Annotated in this window: 14 protein-coding genes and 2 pseudogenes; 10 read left to right on the forward strand and 6 right to left on the reverse strand. The window is 74.4% G+C overall.

Annotated features, from left to right (window positions below; all coding sequences use genetic code 11):
* Positions 1 to 256: 256 nt before the first annotated feature.
* Both AB0912_RS26135 and AB0912_RS26140 read right to left on the reverse strand, forming a co-directional pair.
* Positions 257 to 1,696 (reverse strand): SPFH domain-containing protein, encoded by a 1,440-nt coding sequence (locus tag AB0912_RS26135; RefSeq protein ID WP_366703819.1) that lies wholly within the window; start codon positions 1,694 to 1,696, stop codon positions 257 to 259.
* A 267-nt stretch (positions 1,697 to 1,963) separates the two neighbouring features.
* Positions 1,964 to 2,479 (reverse strand): hypothetical protein, encoded by a 516-nt coding sequence (locus tag AB0912_RS26140; RefSeq protein ID WP_366703821.1) that lies wholly within the window; start codon positions 2,477 to 2,479, stop codon positions 1,964 to 1,966.
* A 254-nt stretch (positions 2,480 to 2,733) separates the two neighbouring features.
* On the opposite strand from AB0912_RS26140, the gene AB0912_RS26145 reads away from it, so the two are divergent.
* Positions 2,734 to 3,183: an SRPBCC family protein gene (locus AB0912_RS26145; protein ID WP_366703823.1), complete on the forward strand. Its 450-nt coding sequence runs from the start codon at positions 2,734 to 2,736 to the stop codon at positions 3,181 to 3,183.
* On the opposite strand, the gene AB0912_RS26150 is transcribed toward AB0912_RS26145, so the two are convergent.
* Positions 3,184 to 4,395, reverse strand: a complete 1,212-nt coding sequence (locus AB0912_RS26150; protein WP_366703825.1) for an NAD(P)/FAD-dependent oxidoreductase — start codon at positions 4,393 to 4,395, stop codon at positions 3,184 to 3,186. It lies immediately after the preceding gene.
* A 260-nt stretch (positions 4,396 to 4,655) separates the two neighbouring features.
* On the opposite strand from AB0912_RS26150, the gene AB0912_RS26155 reads away from it, so the two are divergent.
* The 4 genes from AB0912_RS26155 to AB0912_RS26170 all read left to right on the forward strand — a co-directional run bounded on the left by AB0912_RS26155 (position 4,656) and on the right by AB0912_RS26170 (position 7,367).
* A complete protein-coding gene (locus AB0912_RS26155) occupies positions 4,656 to 5,108 on the forward strand; it encodes a DoxX family protein (RefSeq protein ID WP_366703827.1) in 453 nt (150 codons plus the stop codon).
* Positions 5,105 to 5,596, forward strand: a complete 492-nt coding sequence (locus tag AB0912_RS26160) for a Zn-ribbon domain-containing OB-fold protein (protein WP_366703829.1) — start codon at positions 5,105 to 5,107, stop codon at positions 5,594 to 5,596. Before AB0912_RS26155 ends, AB0912_RS26160 begins: the two co-directional genes overlap by 4 nt.
* Positions 5,597 to 5,765: 169 nt before the next feature.
* Positions 5,766 to 6,383 carry a GNAT family N-acetyltransferase gene (locus AB0912_RS26165; RefSeq protein WP_366703831.1) on the forward strand — a complete coding sequence of 206 codons (618 nt, stop codon included), beginning with the start codon at positions 5,766 to 5,768 and terminating at the stop codon, positions 6,381 to 6,383.
* Between the two features lie 72 nt (positions 6,384 to 6,455).
* The gene (locus tag AB0912_RS26170; protein WP_366703833.1) at positions 6,456 to 7,367 is read left to right on the forward strand and encodes a GNAT family N-acetyltransferase; all 912 of its coding nucleotides are present in this window, start codon (positions 6,456 to 6,458) and stop codon (positions 7,365 to 7,367) included.
* Positions 7,368 to 7,374: 7 nt separating this feature from the next.
* On the opposite strand, the gene AB0912_RS26175 is transcribed toward AB0912_RS26170, so the two are convergent.
* Complete coding sequence (locus tag AB0912_RS26175) at positions 7,375 to 8,049, reverse strand: pyridoxal 5'-phosphate synthase (protein WP_366703835.1); 675 nt, start codon at positions 8,047 to 8,049, stop codon at positions 7,375 to 7,377.
* Between the two features lie 175 nt (positions 8,050 to 8,224).
* Entirely contained in the window at positions 8,225 to 9,418 is a 1,194-nt protein-coding gene (locus AB0912_RS26180) for an acetyl-CoA acetyltransferase (RefSeq protein ID WP_366703837.1), read from the reverse strand.
* Between the two features lie 254 nt (positions 9,419 to 9,672).
* Between AB0912_RS26180 and AB0912_RS26185 the strand changes: the two genes are divergently transcribed.
* The 3 genes and pseudogenes from AB0912_RS26185 to AB0912_RS26195 all read left to right on the forward strand — a co-directional run.
* On the forward strand, positions 9,673 to 10,887 hold the full coding sequence (locus tag AB0912_RS26185; protein WP_366703839.1) for an acyl-CoA dehydrogenase family protein: 1,215 nt from the start codon (positions 9,673 to 9,675) through the stop codon (positions 10,885 to 10,887).
* A gap of 170 nt (positions 10,888 to 11,057) precedes the next feature.
* Positions 11,058 to 11,270: pseudogene (locus tag AB0912_RS26190) on the forward strand (nitroreductase family deazaflavin-dependent oxidoreductase); the annotation flags it as partial.
* A gap of 243 nt (positions 11,271 to 11,513) precedes the next feature.
* Positions 11,514 to 11,759 (forward strand): annotated as a pseudogene (locus AB0912_RS26195) (nitroreductase family deazaflavin-dependent oxidoreductase); the annotation flags it as partial.
* A 277-nt stretch (positions 11,760 to 12,036) separates the two neighbouring features.
* Here the strand turns inward: AB0912_RS26195 and AB0912_RS26200 are convergent.
* Positions 12,037 to 12,672 (reverse strand): TetR family transcriptional regulator, encoded by a 636-nt coding sequence (locus AB0912_RS26200; RefSeq protein WP_366703851.1) that lies wholly within the window; start codon positions 12,670 to 12,672, stop codon positions 12,037 to 12,039.
* A 203-nt stretch (positions 12,673 to 12,875) separates the two neighbouring features.
* On the opposite strand from AB0912_RS26200, the gene AB0912_RS26205 reads away from it, so the two are divergent.
* Both AB0912_RS26205 and AB0912_RS26210 read left to right on the forward strand, forming a co-directional pair.
* Positions 12,876 to 13,640 carry a VOC family protein gene (locus AB0912_RS26205; RefSeq protein ID WP_366703841.1) on the forward strand — a complete coding sequence of 255 codons (765 nt, stop codon included), beginning with the start codon at positions 12,876 to 12,878 and terminating at the stop codon, positions 13,638 to 13,640.
* Positions 13,641 to 13,948: 308 nt separating this feature from the next.
* Positions 13,949 to 15,169, forward strand: a 1,221-nt coding sequence (locus tag AB0912_RS26210) for a serine/threonine-protein kinase (protein ID WP_366703843.1), incomplete at its 3' end; no start/stop codon positions are given.

Genomic DNA, 15,169 nt, shown 5'->3' on the forward strand with positions numbered 1-15,169 from the left:
ACCCCGGCCGGCCCGTCCACCCCGGCCGCCCCGCCCCATCGGCGGCCTCTCGGTCGCAGCATGTCCCGCACGCGTACCCCCTCATCGGAACCCGCCCGTGCCCCGGTCGCGCCGCGTGCCCCGCGCCCGGGTCCCGTACACGCCGGGGTGCCCTACAGGGCCGGGTCCGGGCCCGGGTCCCGTACGCGTCCGGGTGCCGTACATGGTGGCGGCCCGGGCGGCTGTACGCCACCCGGGCCGCGTCACCCGGCTCACCTCAGCCGGTGATCTCGATCTTGCCGTTCGCGTCGGCGGGCGCCGTGTCGGCGGCGGGCTGGTCGCCGCCCTCCGCGCGGCGGGTGACGCCCTTGAGGAGGGCGGCGAGGTCGACGCCCGTGGTGGAGTTGAGGAGTTCCACACCCTGGGCGACGTTGTCCGCGACCGTGCGGGACAACTGGGAGGCGCCGTCGGTCGAGATGACCGTCATCTTGTCGATGGCGCTCAGCGGCTCGGACGCCTTGGCGACGACCTGCGGCAACACCTCGACCAGCATCTGGAGCACCGCCGCGTCGCCGTACTGCGCGAAGGCGTCGGCCTTCTTCCGCATGGCGTCCGCCTCGGCCGCACCCTTGGCGCCGATCGCCGCGGCCTCCGCCTCACCCTCGATGCGGACCGCGTCCGCGAGCGCCGCGCGGTGCGCCTTCTCGCCCTCACCGGTCAGCCGGGACCGCTGCGCGTCCGCCTCGGCCTGCTTGACCAGCGCGATACGGCGGGCCTCGGCCTCCTGCTCGGCCTGGTAGCGGGCGGCGTCGGCGGGCTTGCGGACCTTGGTGTCGAGTTCGCGGTCGGTCAGCGCGGCCTGGCGCTCGGCGACCTTCTCCTGCTCGCTCAGCACCTCCTGGCGGCGCGCGGCCTCGGCCAGCGGGCCCGCGGCGGCGGCACGCGCGGAGGCCTCGTCGGTCTCCGCCTTGATCTCCGCCTGCTTGAGCGCGAACGTCCGCTGGGCGACCGCGATCTCCTCCTCGGCCTTCAGCCGCGCCTGCTCGGCGGCCCGGCGGGCCACCGCCTCGGCGATGTCGGCCTCCTGCTTGGCGCGCGCGGCCTCCGGGCGGCCGAGGTCCTCCAGGTAGGAGCCCTCGGTGGTGATGTCCTGGATCTGGAAGGCGTCCAGCACCAGGCCCTGCCCGGACAGACTGGCCTCGGCCTCCTCGGCGACCTGCCCGGCGAACGCGGCCCGGTCCCGGATGATGTCCTCGACCGACATCCGGCCGACGATCGCGCGCAGCGCACCCGACAGGACTTCCTGCGTGAAGCCGACGATGCCTTCCTGCTGCATCAGGAACCGCTGCGCGGCGGCGCGGATCGAGTCCTCGGTGCCGCCGACCTTGACGATCGCGACCCCTTCGAGGTGCGCCTTGACACCGCGCAGGGTGACCGCGCCGCGCACCGCGACGGGGATGTGCCGGGAGGACAGGTCGAGGGTGAACTTCTGCTGCACGAAGGGCACGACGAACACGCCGCCGCCCACCACGACCTTCTGGCCGCTGTTGTCGGTGAAGATCCGGCCGGTCTCCGGGTCGGTGGACTTCTTGCCGCGCCGCCCGGTGACGATGAACGCCTCGCTCGGACCCGCCACCTTGTAGCGGGTGACGACGACCAGCGCGAGGAGGACGAGGAGCACCACGGCTCCTACGACGGCGACTGCTACTGAACTCATGATGTTCCCCTCAGCCCCCTCCAGGAGACGGCAGATCGGTACAGAAACAGAACGTGCGAACCCGGTGCGCGGGCGGCGCCGGCCGCCACGGCTGTACGACCTGTGGTCGTACAGCCTGTGGCCGTACAGCCTGTTGTCGTACGACCTGTGGCCGTACGGCCACCAGTGGCCCGGTCTCCGGTCGTACGGGCCTCGGCCGGGCATCCTCCGGTCGTACGGTCTCCGGTCCTCCGGTCACCGGCGGTACGGTCTCCGGGGCCGGGTCGCTCAGCGTTCGACCAGGCGGACGGTGACCGCCGTCTGGGACAAGGTCCCCTCCACCCACACCTCGGCGCCGCGGGCGAGGGGCACGGGACTTCGGGCCGAGAGCTTCACCGGCTGGCCCGCCAGGCGCACCAGCACCTCGCCGTAGCCGTCGGCCGGGATGGCGGTCACGACGGAGCCGGACGCGCCGATCACGTCGTCCCCGCGCGGCGCCGCGCCCGACCCGTCGCTCATCAGCGCCCGGCTGAGGCGGTACACCGGCCAGCCGGTGGCGAGTCCGGCCGGGACACCGACCGCGACGGCGCCCACCGCCCCCCAGCCGGTGGTGCCGAGGGTGATGGCGCCCGCGAAACCGAACATCGAAACGAACCCGGCGATCACCGGAAGCGACAACAGCCCGTCGAGGAAACCGTCGACCAGGCCGACGCCGTCGAAGAAGCCTTCCAGGAGCCCGTCGAAGACCAGGGACAGGACGAGGAGGACGATCCCGGCGATACCGAATCCCAGGAACCAGGCCATGCGCCGTCACCACCCTCCGTTGCCGCCCCCGCGGCGATGGACGCATCGTCGCACGTCGGCGAAGCCCCGTCATTGCCTGGTTCCGGCAGTCCTTTACCTGGATTTGGTGCCGGTCCCGCACGGCCGCCGCCCGCATGCGCGGTCCGGCGGCGGGTACCCGCGACAACGCAAACGCTCCGGCCGGGGCGGACATTCCGTCCGGCGCCGGAGGGCAGGAGGCTCCGCCCGGAGCCCGGAATCCGTGAGGAGTCGTTTTGTCCGCCTCTCTGGTCGAAACCGTCGATGTCCAGGCCCCCGTCTCCGTCGCGTGGGCGCTGTGGAGCGATGTCACCCGGTGGCCGGCCTTTCTGAGCCATGTGCGCCGCGTCGACCGGCTCGACGGGCAGCGCTTCGCCTGGCAGCTCCAACTGCCGGGAGCCGAAAAGAACTTCGTCGCGGAACTCACCGAGGTGGTGCCCGAGGACCGGATCGCCTGGCACACCGTGGAGGGCGTCGAGCACGCCGGGGTGGTCACCTTCCACCGGCTGAGCGACACGACCAGCCGGGTCACCGTGCAGATCGAGTACGACCCCAAGGGCTTCGTCGAGCGCCTCGGCGCGCTCACCAACCTGGACTCCACGCTCGCCAACTACGACCTCGGCGAGTTCCAGAAGCTGGCGGAACTGACGGCGGCCAACCGGCCCGCACCGCCCGCGAGTCGGTGATCAGCCGGTCGACGGCGCCGCGTTCCGGGACTTCGACGCCTGCCGGTCCACCGCCTTGGCGATCTTCTCGGCGTCCAGGGCGAGTTCGCGGAACATGCCGCTGATCGGGTTGGTGAACCCGGTGAAGTACAGGCCGGGCGCGTTCTTCGGGGTGCGGGCGCCGTGCACGGCGGGACGCCCGCGCCCGTCGAGCACCCCGAGGTGTCCGACGAGGCCTTCGAGCGCGCGCTCGTACCCGGTCGCCGCGATCACGGCGTCCGGGGCGATCCGGTCGCCGTCCGCGAGGACCACCTTGCCGTCCTCGAAGCCCTCCACCGCGGCCACCACCTCGACCCGGCCCTTGCGGACCGCGTCGATGAGACCGACGTCCTGGACGGGGATGGCCCCCTCCTTGACGCGGGAGTAGAGGCCGGTGGCCGGCCGGGGAAGGCCCTGCGCGGCCAGGTCGGGCACGCTGAGCCTGGCCAGCGGCCCGGCGAGCGCGTCGACCAGCCGGACCGGGAGGCGGCGTACGGCGATGCCGGTGAACTGCGCGGCCCAGCCGGCCGTGGAACGCCGGACGATGTGCGGCGCGGTGCGCACCGAGAGCCGTACGCGCGAGGCCCCGCCCTCGACCAGGTCCACGGCGATCTCGGCGCCGGTGTTGCCGGCCCCGACGACCAGGACGTCACGGCCGGCGTAGGGCGCGGGGTTGCGGTAGGCGCCGGCGTGCAGCAGCTCGCCGGTGTACGTGTCGCGGCCGGGCCAGCCGGGGACGCGCGGGGTGTGGTTGTAGCCGGTCGCGACGACCACGGCGCTGCCGGTCAGCTCCCGGCCGCCGGTGGCGCGCAGCAGCCAGCCGTCGCCGCCGGGGGCGGGCTCGACGCGCGAGACCTCGACGCCCGTGACGATCTCCAGCTGGTGGTGCTCGGCGTACTTCTCCAGGTAGCGCACCACGTTGTCGCGCGACACCCAGCGCCCGAACCGGCGCGGCATCGGGAGCCCGGGCAGCGCGGAGAGCCGCCGGGTGGTGTGCAGGTGGAGCCGGTCGTAGTGGCGCCGCCAGGATGCGCCGACCTGGTCCGACTTCTCCAGTACGACGGCCCTGACTCCCCGGGCGCGCAGCGCGTGGGCCGCCGCGAGGCCGCCGGGACCGCCTCCGATCACGTACACGGGGCGGTCCTCGTGGGACGGCACCGGGCGGGATGTCGTGGAAGCAGTCGAGTCGGCCATGAGCGCGAGCGTAATCCCGACTTCGGTTGATAGGTCTCGGTCAAGACCGGAATCGGTTGCGAACTGATCACGAATGGTCCGGGCGTGGTCCACCTCGGTCCCGCCTCCGCCCGTCTCCCTCCGTCTCCGCCCATCTCCCTCCGCCTCCGTCCATCTCCGTCCGTCTCCGGCCCTTGCGCGGACGTACCGGCTCACCGAAACTGACGTACCGTCAGATGCGGGACGGGACGGAAGCTCGGCTCTCCACGGGAGGTTGGCCCATGGACACGATCTGGCTGAGCGGGGCGGAGTGGCTGGCCGTGCTGCGGATCGGCCTCGGGCTGTGGTGGCTGGAGAGCTGGCGGCACAAGGACAAGAAGGGCTGGTTCGAGCGGGGGACCGGCATCGCCTGGGCGGCGGAGGTCGCGCGCAAGCACCGCTGGGGAGCGGTGCGTTCGGGCTTCGACACCGTGGTGGCGCCGCGTCCGAAGGCGATGGCGTACGTCGTCGTGTACGCCGAACTGGCCCTGGGCCTCGGCCTGGTGACCGGCTTCCTGACCCCGGTGGCCCTGATCGGCGGACTGCTCCTCAACCTCCTCTACCTCGTGCTGATGATCCACGACTGGGCGGAACAGGGGCAGAACGCGATGATGGCGCTCATCTCGGTGGTCGCGCTGTTCGCGATGGCGTGGCAGAGGTGGTCGCTGGACGCGGTGCTGGGACTGTTCCGGTGACGGGGGCGGGGCCGGGGGCGGGGCCGGGGCCGGACAGGCCGTTCGACGTGCCGGAGGCGGACGCGTTCACCCGCCCGTACTGGGACGCGGCGGCGAAGGGGCGGCTGCTGATCCGGCACTGCGCGGCCTGCGACCGCGCCCACCACTACCCCCGGGAGTTCTGCCCGTACTGCTGGAGCGAGGACGTGAGCTGGCGGCCCGCGACCGGCCGCGCCACGCTCTACACCTGGTCCGTCGTCCACCGCAACGACCTGCCGCCGTTCGGCGACCGCCTGCCGTACGTGGCCGCCGTCGTCGACCTGGCGGAGGGGCCCCGGATGATGACCGAGGTGGTCGGCTGCGAGCACGCGGCACTCCGGATCGGGATGGCCCTGGAGGTGACCTTCCGGGCGGGCACGCCGGTGTTCGGGCCGCCTGGGGCGGCGGGGGCGGCCGGGGCGGCGGGGGCAGCCGGGGTGGCCGGTGTAACCGGGCTGACCGGGTCATGACCGCCCCGGAAGTGGCCGCCGCCCCGGAGGCGACCCCGGAGCGGACCGCCCCGGAGGTGACCTGGAGAGGACCGCCCCGGAGGTGACCCGGAGAGGACCGCCCCGGAGGTGACCCGGAGAGGACGGCCCCGGAGGTGACCGCGGCGGGCGGAGGGGTTTGAATGGCTGGATGTCCGAGGTCCACGCACAGTTCGCCGTCCACCCCTTCCCCGAGCTGACCGGGCTCGGCCTTCGGCTGCGCCCCTGGGACGCGGATTCCGACGCCGACGTCTCGGCGTATCTGCGCGGTCTGACCGATCCGGAGTTCCAGCGCTGGAACACCCCGCTGCGGTTCATCCGGGACATCGACGAGGCGCGGGAGTCGCTGCGGTCGAGGATCGCGGACGCGGCGAGCGGCGGCACCGTCTCGTTCTGCGTCACGGACGCGGAGGGCGGGGAGAAAGGCGGGGAGGTGCTGGGGCACATCGGCATCAACATGATCGACCACGTGATGAGCTGCGCCCGCGTCGGCTACTGGGTCCTCCCCGAGGCGCGGGGCCGCCGGGTCGCCACCCGCTCCCTGACCCTCGCCGCCCGCCACGGCTTCAAGGACCTCGCCCTGAACCGCCTCGACCTCGGCCACGCCCTGGGCCACGAGGCCTCCTGCCGCGTGGCCGAACGCTGCGGCTTCCGCGCCGAGGGCACCCTCCGCGGCGCCATGTTCGAAGCGGGCCGCCACGACACCTTCCGCGACGTCCACCTCCACGGCCGGCTGGCATCGGACCCGGAGCCTGCGGTCGGGGGGTGAGCGGGCGCGGGGGCCGTAGGGGCGTCCGCGTAAATCGGAGGCGGGACGGCGGGGACCACGGGATCATCCGGTATGGCTTTTCTTGGTGGTGGGTGGCGGGTCGTCCGGGATGTCGACGTGTTCCTCGGGCGGGCCGGGGAGTTCCTGCGGGGCAGCCCCGCGCTGCACACCGTGCCGTTGACCGTGACGGACGCGCTGCGCCGGCGGGGGATGGGCGCGTACGGCGAGGGGGCGCCGGTTTTCGGTGTGCTGGAGCGGGGCGGCGTCGTGTGCGGCACGTTCTTCCGCACACCGCCGTACCGCCTGAACCTCACGGCCGTGCCGGAGCGGGACGCGGACGCCCTCGCGGAACTGCTCGCGGACGTGGACGCCGCGCTGCCCGGGGCCGCGGCGGAGCCGGACACCGCGGGTGCCTTCGCCGAGGCATGGCGGCGGCGGACCGGGGTCACGGCCGTGCGGGTCGGCAGCGAGCGGCTGTACCGGCTCGACGCGCTGACGGCGCCCGCTCCCGCGCCGGCCGGACGGGCCAGAGTGGCGGGCGGGGCCGACCGGGAACTGCTCGTCCGCTGGTACCGGGAGTTCGTCGGAGCCATCGGCGGAAGCGGGCACCGTGACGGCGGGGCCTGGGCCGACGACCGGATCTCCTACGGCGGCATCACCCTCTGGGAGACCCCCGACGGGACCCCGGTCGCCATGGCGGGCGCGACACCCCCGGTCGCCGGCCAGGTGCGAGTCGGCCCCGTCTACACCCCGGCCGCCCTGCGCGGCCGGGGTTACGCCGGTGCCGTCGCCGCCGAGGTGAGCCGTGCCGCCCGGGCGGCCGGAGCCCAGGAGGTCGTGCTCTTCGCCGACCTCGCCAACCCGACGAGCAACGGCCTGTACCAGCGCGTCGGCTACCGCCCCGTCGCGGACTTCGCCACCTGGGGGTTCACCGCGCCGGCACCCCGCGAGCGCGAGGCGGACGGCTCGGCCGGCAGGCCGTGACCCGCCCTCACGGCCACAGCAGCTCCGTCCCCCACTCGCCCTCCGTCCCCCACTCGCCCTCCGGCCGCCGGTACCTCAGGCGGACGTGGCGGCGGCGGGAATCGCCCTGGAAGAACTCCGCCTCCGTGGGGTGGAGGCGGTAGAGGGTCCAGGTGGGGGCCGGGGCGGCCGGGGACCGTTCCGCCTGCCGCCAGGCCGCGTCGGACGCCTGGTCCAGGTCCGTCAGGGAGGGCAGGACGTCGCTCTGCCGGCCCACCAGGGCCGCCGCCAGCGCACCGGTGGAGCGGGCGTGCAGGTCGCTCTGGGCCTCCTCGGCCGGGGCGACGGTGACCGGGCCCCGCAGGCGGATCTGGCGCCCCCGCGCCGGCCAGTAGAAGCCGAGCGCCGCGTACGGGCGGGCGGCGAGCTGACGGCCCTTGCGGCTGGTCACATGGGTGGCGAACGCCCAGCCCCGCTCGTCCGCGCCGTGCAGCATCACCGTGCGGACGTCGGGCAGCCCCTCCTCGTCCGTCGTCGCCAGCGACATCGTGTGCGGCTCGGTCTGCCCCGCCGCCGCGGCCTCCGCGAGCCACCGCGTGAACAGCGTCAGCGGGTCCGCCGGCGCCTCCCCGGGCTCGAAGGCGGGCAGCTCCGTGTCCCACACCCGCAGCGACCTCAGCAGCTCATGAAGATCCGGTTCCATGCCGTCGAGTATCGCCCGGCCCCTAGCCGGACGCAGTCGCCTCACCCCGGGGCGCCCGCCCCGCTCCGGGCGCGCCCGCCTCACCCGGGGCGCCCGCCTCACCCGGGACGCCAGCCGCTCCCCGGGCGCGCCCGCCCACCCCGGGCGCGCCCGCGCACCCCCGGCGAGCACCGCCTCACTCCCTCCCCAGCACCACCGTCCCCGACGAGCAGAACCAGCCGCCCGTCCCCGACGCCACCGCCAGCCGCGGGAGGCCGCCGTCGGACCGGCGTACCTGGCGGGCCTGCGGCACCTCGCCGCGCAGTTGCCGTACCGCTTCCACCAGCAGGAACAGCCCCCGCATTCCCGGGTGCTGGGCCGACAGGCCGCCCCCGTCGGTGTTCACCGGCAGCTCTCCGCCGACCAGCAGCCGCCCCTTCGCCGCCTCCACGAAGGCGCCCCCCTCGCCCTTGGCGCAGAACCCGAGGTCCTCCAGCGTCACCAGCGTCATGTACGTGAAGGCGTCGTAGATCTCGGCGAGGTCGATCTCCGCGGGCCGCACCCCGGCGCGTTCGAAGGCGAGCCGGCCGCTCACCGCCGCCGGGGACACCGTGAAGTCCGGCCACTCCGACATGCTCGTGTGGGAGACGTACTCGCCGGTGCCGAGCACCCACACCGGGGCCGTACGGCAGTCCCGTACGTACTCCTCGGCCGCCAGCAGCACCGCCGCGCCCCCGTCCGAGCGCAGGCAGCAGTGCAGCTTGGTGAAGGGGTCCGCGATCATCGGCCCCGCCAGGACCTCGTCGACGGTGACCGGGGTGCGGAACATCGCCTCCGGGTTGTGCGCGGCGTTCGCGCGGGCCTGCACGGCGACCGAGGCGAGCTGTTCGAGCGTGGTGCCGTAGGTGTGCATGTGACGGCGGGCGGCCATCGCGTACTTGGCGATCAGTGTGTGCCCGTACGGCACCTCGAACTGGAGCGGCCCGCGCGCGCCGAACGACAGGTTCCCGGTGCGGCGGCCCGCCTTGATGTCGGCGCGCGCGGTGGAACCGTAGACGAGCAGGACGGCGTTGGCGTGACCCGCCGCGATGGCGTCGGCCGCGTGGGCGGCCAGCACCTCCCAGGTGGACCCGCCGACGGAGGTCGAGTCGACCCAGGTGGGGCGCAGCCCCAGATACTCCGCCACCTCGGCCGGCGCGAGGGTGCCGAGGCCCGCCGACGCGAGCCCGTCGATCACCGGGCGGTCCAGGCCCGAGTCGGCCAGCGCGCGGCGGGCCGCCTGGGCGTGCAGCGCGTACGGGGTCGCCTCGTCCACGCGACCGCAGTCCGAGAGGGATATGCCGACGACGGCGACCTTGCGGCCGGCGCGGCCCGGGGTGGCATGCGTCATGAATCTGACGGTACATCAGATTGGGTGGCTGTCGGCAGGTCGTCGCAAGTCCGTCGAGGGGGGGCGTCGGAAGTCCGTCGGGAGGCCGTCGGGAGGCCGTCGGGAGGTTGCCGAGAGGCGGTCGTCGCGTCGGCCGGGGTGGTCGCCGCTCTGTGCATCCGCCGTCCGCCAACCTAATATGACGGGCCGTCAGGTCAGCGTGGCGGGGAACGGCGGACCGATCCCCGCCGGCCGCCCGAGGGAGGAGCCCGCCCATGGACGCCCGTCTCACCGCGGAGCAGGAGGAGATCCGGCGCACCCTGCGGGAGGTGCTGGTCAAACGGTGCGGCCCGGACGACCTCCGGGCCGCCGCGCGCACCCCCGAAGGGCACGACCCGGCCCTCTGGAAGACCCTCTCCCAGCAGCTCGGGCTGCCCGGACTCGCCCTCCCCGAGGCGTACGGCGGTGTCGGCTGCTCGGCGACCGAACTCGCCCTCGCCTGCGAGGAGTCGGGCCGCTTCCTCGCCCCCTCGCCGCTGTTCGCCACCGCCGTCCTGGCCGCCCCGCTGATCCTCGCCCTCGGCGGCGAGGCCCAGCGCGCCGCCCTGCTGCCCCGGCTCGCCTCCGGCGAACTGACCGCCACCCTCGCCGTGCCCGGCACGGGTCTGGCCACCGCGCTCGCCCTGGCCGGGGACAACCACGGCGACTGGGCGGGCGGCGGCCGTGCCGGAGGCGTCCAGGCCCGCCGTAGGGACGGCGCCTGGCGGCTCTACGGGCAGGCGGAACAGGTGCTCGACGGGCACAGCGCGGGCCTGCTGGTCGTGGCCGCGCACACCGGCGGGTTCGCCCGGTCCCGGACCCTGCTCTTCCTGGTACGGGCCGACGCCGCGGGCCTGTCCCGCGTACGGCAGACCGCGCTCGACGTGACCCGCCCGCAGGGCCGCGTTCAACTGCGAGACGTGGAAGCCGAGTTGCTGGGCGACGAGCGCGCCGACGTGGCCGCCGCTCTCGCCGCCGCCGGCGACACCGCCGCCGCCGTCCTCGCGGTCGAGGCCGTGGGCGTGGCCGACCGCGCGCTGGAACGCACCGTCGAACACGTGCGGACCCGCGAGCAGTTCGGGCGGCCGATCGGCTCCTTCCAGGCGGTCAAGCACCGGCTGGCCGATGTGTTCGTGGGGGTACGGGCGGCACGCTCGGCGGCGTACTACGCGGCCTGGGCGGCCGGGGCCGGGGCAGGGGCCGGCGGTGAGCGGGCCGGGGGTGAGCGGGTCGGCGGGCTCGCGCTGGCCCAGGCGCTGGAGGCGCTGCGCACCGCCGCGGCCGAAGGCATCCAACTGCACGGCGGCATCGGCTTCACCTGGGAACACGACGCCCACCTCGCCTTCAAGCGGGCCGCCGGCGACGAACTCCTCTTCGGCCCCGTACACCGCCTCCGCGCCCACGCGGCCGACGCCGCACGCCTCTTCGACGGGGGAGAGGTGAGGGTCTGATGGCCGGGTTCGGGCGCACGCGGTCGGGAGGGGACGCGGGGAGTACGCCGGGGACCGGAACGGGGGCCGCCCCTGGCGTCAGAACAGGGTCCACCTCTCCTGTCGGCACCGGCGTCGCCCCTGGCACCGGAACAGGCGTCGCCCCCGCCGTCGGCACCGGCGCCCGGAAGATGCCCGGCGTTCGGCTGGTCCAGCGGGTCTCCTCGACCCGGGCCTTCGCCAAGGTGGCCCCGCATGTCGTGCCGTCCCTCGACCGGGCCGTCCACCGGCTCACCCGGGGCAAGGTGCTGCTCAGCGCCCGGATGCTGCCGGGCCTCGTCCTGACCGCGCGCGGCGCCCGGAGCGGCCTGGAGCGCCGGACCCCGCTGGCCTGCGTACCGGAACCCGCGGCGGCCCCGCCTCCGGCCGAGGCGGGCTCCGCGACGAACACGCAGGGCGCCTGGCAGACGCCGGGTGCCGAGGCGGGCCCGGACGCCAAGCCGGCCCCCGGAGCCAAGCCGCGCCCGGGAGGCCCGCCGGACCCCGGCGCCGGGCCAGTCCCCGGCACCGAGCCAGTCCCCGGCGCCGGGCCGGCCCCGGGAGGCCTGCCAGGCCCCGCCGGACAAGGAAAAGCGGGCGTCCGTGAGGGTGGCTGGATTCTCGTCGGGTCCAACTTCGGGCGGCCAGGTCACCCCGCCTGGACGGCCAACCTCCTCGCCCACCCCGACGCCGTCATCAACCGCGAGGGCGAGGACATCCCCGTCACCGCCCGCCTGCTCACCGGCGAGGAACGGGCCGCGGCATGGCGGACGGCGCTCGCCTTCTGGCCGCCGTACGCCGCCTATCAGGCCCGGGTAGACCGGGAAATCCGCCTCTTCCGCCTCGTCCGGCGAGCCGCACCCGAGGCACCCGACGCACCCGCACCCGAGGCGCCCGACGCGCCCGCATCCGAGGCAACCGAGACACCCGCACCCGAGGCACCCGCCCCCGGCGACGGCCCCGCCTAGTCCGGCCGTGAGCCCGAGCGCGTACACCCACCTGCGACCCCACCCAGACCCCCGCCCCCACCGCTGCCCTCCCGCACAGCGCAGCGGGCGGCGGTTCGCCGGAGAGGTCCGGGGTGAACTGCCGCCCGCATGACAGGAATTGGGGATGAAAAGGTCGGGTAAGTTACTTCGTCGGCTTCTTCCCGGTCACGCCCAGGTAGACCAACAGCGCGAGGTTCGGCTTGAGTTCGGCCTGCTTGACGCCCCACGTCTGGAAGCCCCGCTGGTGCGAGGCGACCGCGGCGAGCATGGCGACGAGGGAACCGGCCATGGCCGCCGGGTTCACGTCCTTGTCGACCTTGCCCTTCGCCTGGAGGTCGGCCACCGCGTCCGTGAGCGAGTTGTTCACGGAGTTCAGGATCTTCATGCGGATCTTGTAGAAGCGCTTGTCGCCCTCGGCCGCGCCGAGGTCGACCACGCGCAGGATCGCGTCGTTCTTCCGCCAGAACTCCAGGAATCCGTCCACGAGTTCCTGCGCGGTCTGCCAGCCGGCCTTGCCGACCCAGGACCGTCCTTCGAGCAGTTGGGTCAGGCCGGCGCCCTCGGCGGCCATGTGCTCGGCGATCTCCAGGACGGCGCCTTCGACGTCCGGGAAGTACTGGTAGAAGGTCGCCGGCGACGTGCCCGCCTTCCGGGCGACGTCGATGACTTTGACATCCCGGTAGGGCGACGAGCTGAGCATCTCGCTGAGGCAGTCGAGCAGCTTCTGCCGGGTCGCCTGCCCACGCCGTCCGGCCACGCGGCCGTCGACGGTACGCACTTGTCCTGTCATGCCGTCAGCTTACCGAGGGGTGATCGGAGCGCGATTCGGCCGACTGCAAATGGGGTGCGGCCGTCCTGCGCGGGGGTTCCGCGGGTTCCGGGAAGGCGGTTCGGGGGCGTCCGGGCAGCGCGGTGAACGGGTGTCACCGGTGCGGACGCGCCCGCTCTGCGGGATGCGCGCGGGGCCGTTAGCTTGGGCGCATGGCCGAAACTGCCGCTGCCGCCGCCTTCTCCGAGGGCGTGCCCTGCTGGGCCGACGCCCAGTTGCCCGACGTGGAGGCCGGGAAGCGCTTCTACGGCGAGCTGTTCGGCTGGACGTTCCCCAAGACGGCGGAGGCGGCCGGGGAGACCGCGGGCGCCGGCCCGGTCGCGCTGGCCGCGCTGGACGGTGCGCCGGTCGCCGGGCTCACGCCCAAGCGGGACGGCCGTATGCCCACCGTGTGGACGGTGTACTTCGCGACGCCGGACGCGCGGGCGCTGGCCCGGCGGATCACGGCGGCGGGCGGCGGGATCATCACCGCGCCCACCGAACTGCCCGGCCCCTCGGGCGACCTCGGCACCGCCGCGCTCGTCACCGACCCGGAGGGCGCCGTCTTCGGCCTGTGGCAGCCCGCCGCCCACCCGGGGTTCGGCCGGCGCCACGAACGCCGTACCTTCTGCTGGGCGGAGCTGTACGCGCGGGACACCGCGACCGTCGACCGTTTCTACGGCACCCTCTTCCACGACGCCCTCTTCGGACCCGACGCCACCCCCGACTTCGGCCGCGTGCCGGTCTCCGGCGTCTTCGCGGCCGAGATGCCGCCCCACTTCCTCGTGCACTTCGGCGTCGGCGACTGCGAGGAGACGCTCGGGACGGTCAGCCGGCTCGGCGGCCGGGTCCAGGTGCCGCCCTTCGAGACGTCGTACGGACGGGTGGCCGTGGTCACCGACAACCAGGGCGCGTCCTTCGCCGTCCTGGAGCGCTGACCCCGTACCTCCCGGGCCGTACATCCGGGGCCGCCGTCCTCCCGGGCGGTACATCCGGGGCCGCCGGGCGGGGTACATCCCGGACTAGGGGCGGCATTCGGCCGTGAACCGCCGCGCCGGACCGCCCGTACTCCTCCGAAGGCGGGTGTTTTGTCCTGAGACATCCCGATCCGGGCCCGGGTTCGCAACCTGTCGCCCGGCCAGGAAGAATCGGGGTGCGTGCCGCCACGGCGGTGCGGTGGTGAGACGCTGCACTGGGCCGCGTCCATACGTGGATGACGCGGCCCGTACGGGGAGGTGGCAGGCAAGTGGTGGATCAGCTGACGCAGCACGATCCGCGGCGGATCGGGCCGTTCGAGGTGCTGGGACGGCTGGGTGCCGGCGGCATGGGGCTGGTCTATCTGGCGCGCTCGGCCTCCGGGCGGCGCGTGGCGATCAAGACGGTCAGGACGGAACTCGCCGAGGACCAGCTCTTCCGGGTCCGCTTCTCGCGCGAGGTCGAGGCGGCCCGCGCCGTCTCCGGCTTCTACACGGCGGCCGTGGTCGACGCCGACGCGCGCGCCGCGGTCCCCTGGCTCGCCACCGCCTACGTCCCCGCCCCCTCGCTCGAGGAAATAGTGAACGAGTGCGGGCCGCTCCCGGCCCAGGCGGTGCGCTGGCTCGCGGCGGGCGTCGCGGAGGCGCTCCAGTCGATCCACGGCGCGGGGCTCGTCCACCGCGACCTGAAGCCGTCGAACGTCCTGGTCGTCGAGGACGGCCCGCGCGTCATCGACTTCGGCATCGCGTCCGGAGTATCGAACACCCGTCTGACGATGACGAACGTCGCGGTCGGCACCCCCGCCTACATGTCGCCCGAGCAGGCCAAGGACTCGCGCAGCGTCACCGGCGCGAGCGACGTCTTCTCGCTCGGCTCCATGCTCGTCTTCGCGGCCACCGGACACGCGCCCTTCCACGGCGCCAACCCCGTCGAGACGGTGTTCATGCTGCTCCGCGAGGGACCGGACCTCGAAGGCCTGCCCGACGAACTGCGTCCGCTCATCGAGTCCTGTATGCAGATGGACGCCACGGCCCGCCCGAACCCGGCCGACCTCCAGGCCCAGCTCGCCCCCCACCTCTTCGGCTCCGGCTCCGACGACAGCGGTACGGCGTCGGCGTGGCTGCCCGAGCGGGCGGTCGGCCTCATCGAGACGCGCCGCGGCGGCCGGCCGCCGGTGAAGCCCGCGTCCGGCGGCGGGCGCAGCGCCGGCGGACGCCCCGCCGTCCCGCCGCCCCCCTCGCACGCCCCGGTCGCCGTCGGCGCCCCCGGCGCGCGGCCGGGACCAGGAGGCGGCGAGACCGGCCTCCGGCGGGGGCGCCTTCACGGCGGCGGCGCGGGCGTCGGCGACGCGCGGCCCGGGTCCGATGGGCACCTTGCCGCCGGCCAGGCGCACCGGGCCCGTGTCGGGGGCGCCGACGGCGACCGGGGCGTGCGAGGGTCCGAGGTTTACCCACGTAACCACTCTGACCTGCGCGAACGCCTCTCGGGAGGG

Source organism: Streptomyces sp. NPDC007084 (genome assembly GCF_040703595.1).
In the GTDB taxonomy this organism is placed as follows: domain Bacteria; phylum Actinomycetota; class Actinomycetes; order Streptomycetales; family Streptomycetaceae; genus Streptomyces.

Coding starts and splice junctions, on each gene's coding strand:
- AB0912_RS26150 (WP_366703825.1), bottom strand. CDS start 4,395: ATGGCCGACTCGACTGCTTCCACGACATCCCGCCCGGTGCCGTCCCAC.
- AB0912_RS26140 (WP_366703821.1), bottom strand. CDS start 2,479: ATGGCCTGGTTCCTGGGATTCGGTATCGCCGGGATCGTCCTCCTCGTC.
- AB0912_RS26170 (WP_366703833.1), top strand. CDS start 6,456: ATGGCTTTTCTTGGTGGTGGGTGGCGGGTCGTCCGGGATGTCGACGTG.
- AB0912_RS26185 (WP_366703839.1), top strand. CDS start 9,673: ATGGACGCCCGTCTCACCGCGGAGCAGGAGGAGATCCGGCGCACCCTG.
- AB0912_RS26155 (WP_366703827.1), top strand. CDS start 4,656: ATGGACACGATCTGGCTGAGCGGGGCGGAGTGGCTGGCCGTGCTGCGG.
- AB0912_RS26135 (WP_366703819.1), bottom strand. CDS start 1,696: ATGAGTTCAGTAGCAGTCGCCGTCGTAGGAGCCGTGGTGCTCCTCGTC.
- AB0912_RS26175 (WP_366703835.1), bottom strand. CDS start 8,049: ATGGAACCGGATCTTCATGAGCTGCTGAGGTCGCTGCGGGTGTGGGAC.
- AB0912_RS26180 (WP_366703837.1), bottom strand. CDS start 9,418: ATGACGCATGCCACCCCGGGCCGCGCCGGCCGCAAGGTCGCCGTCGTC.
- AB0912_RS26205 (WP_366703841.1), top strand. CDS start 12,876: ATGGCCGAAACTGCCGCTGCCGCCGCCTTCTCCGAGGGCGTGCCCTGC.
- AB0912_RS26165 (WP_366703831.1), top strand. CDS start 5,766: ATGTCCGAGGTCCACGCACAGTTCGCCGTCCACCCCTTCCCCGAGCTG.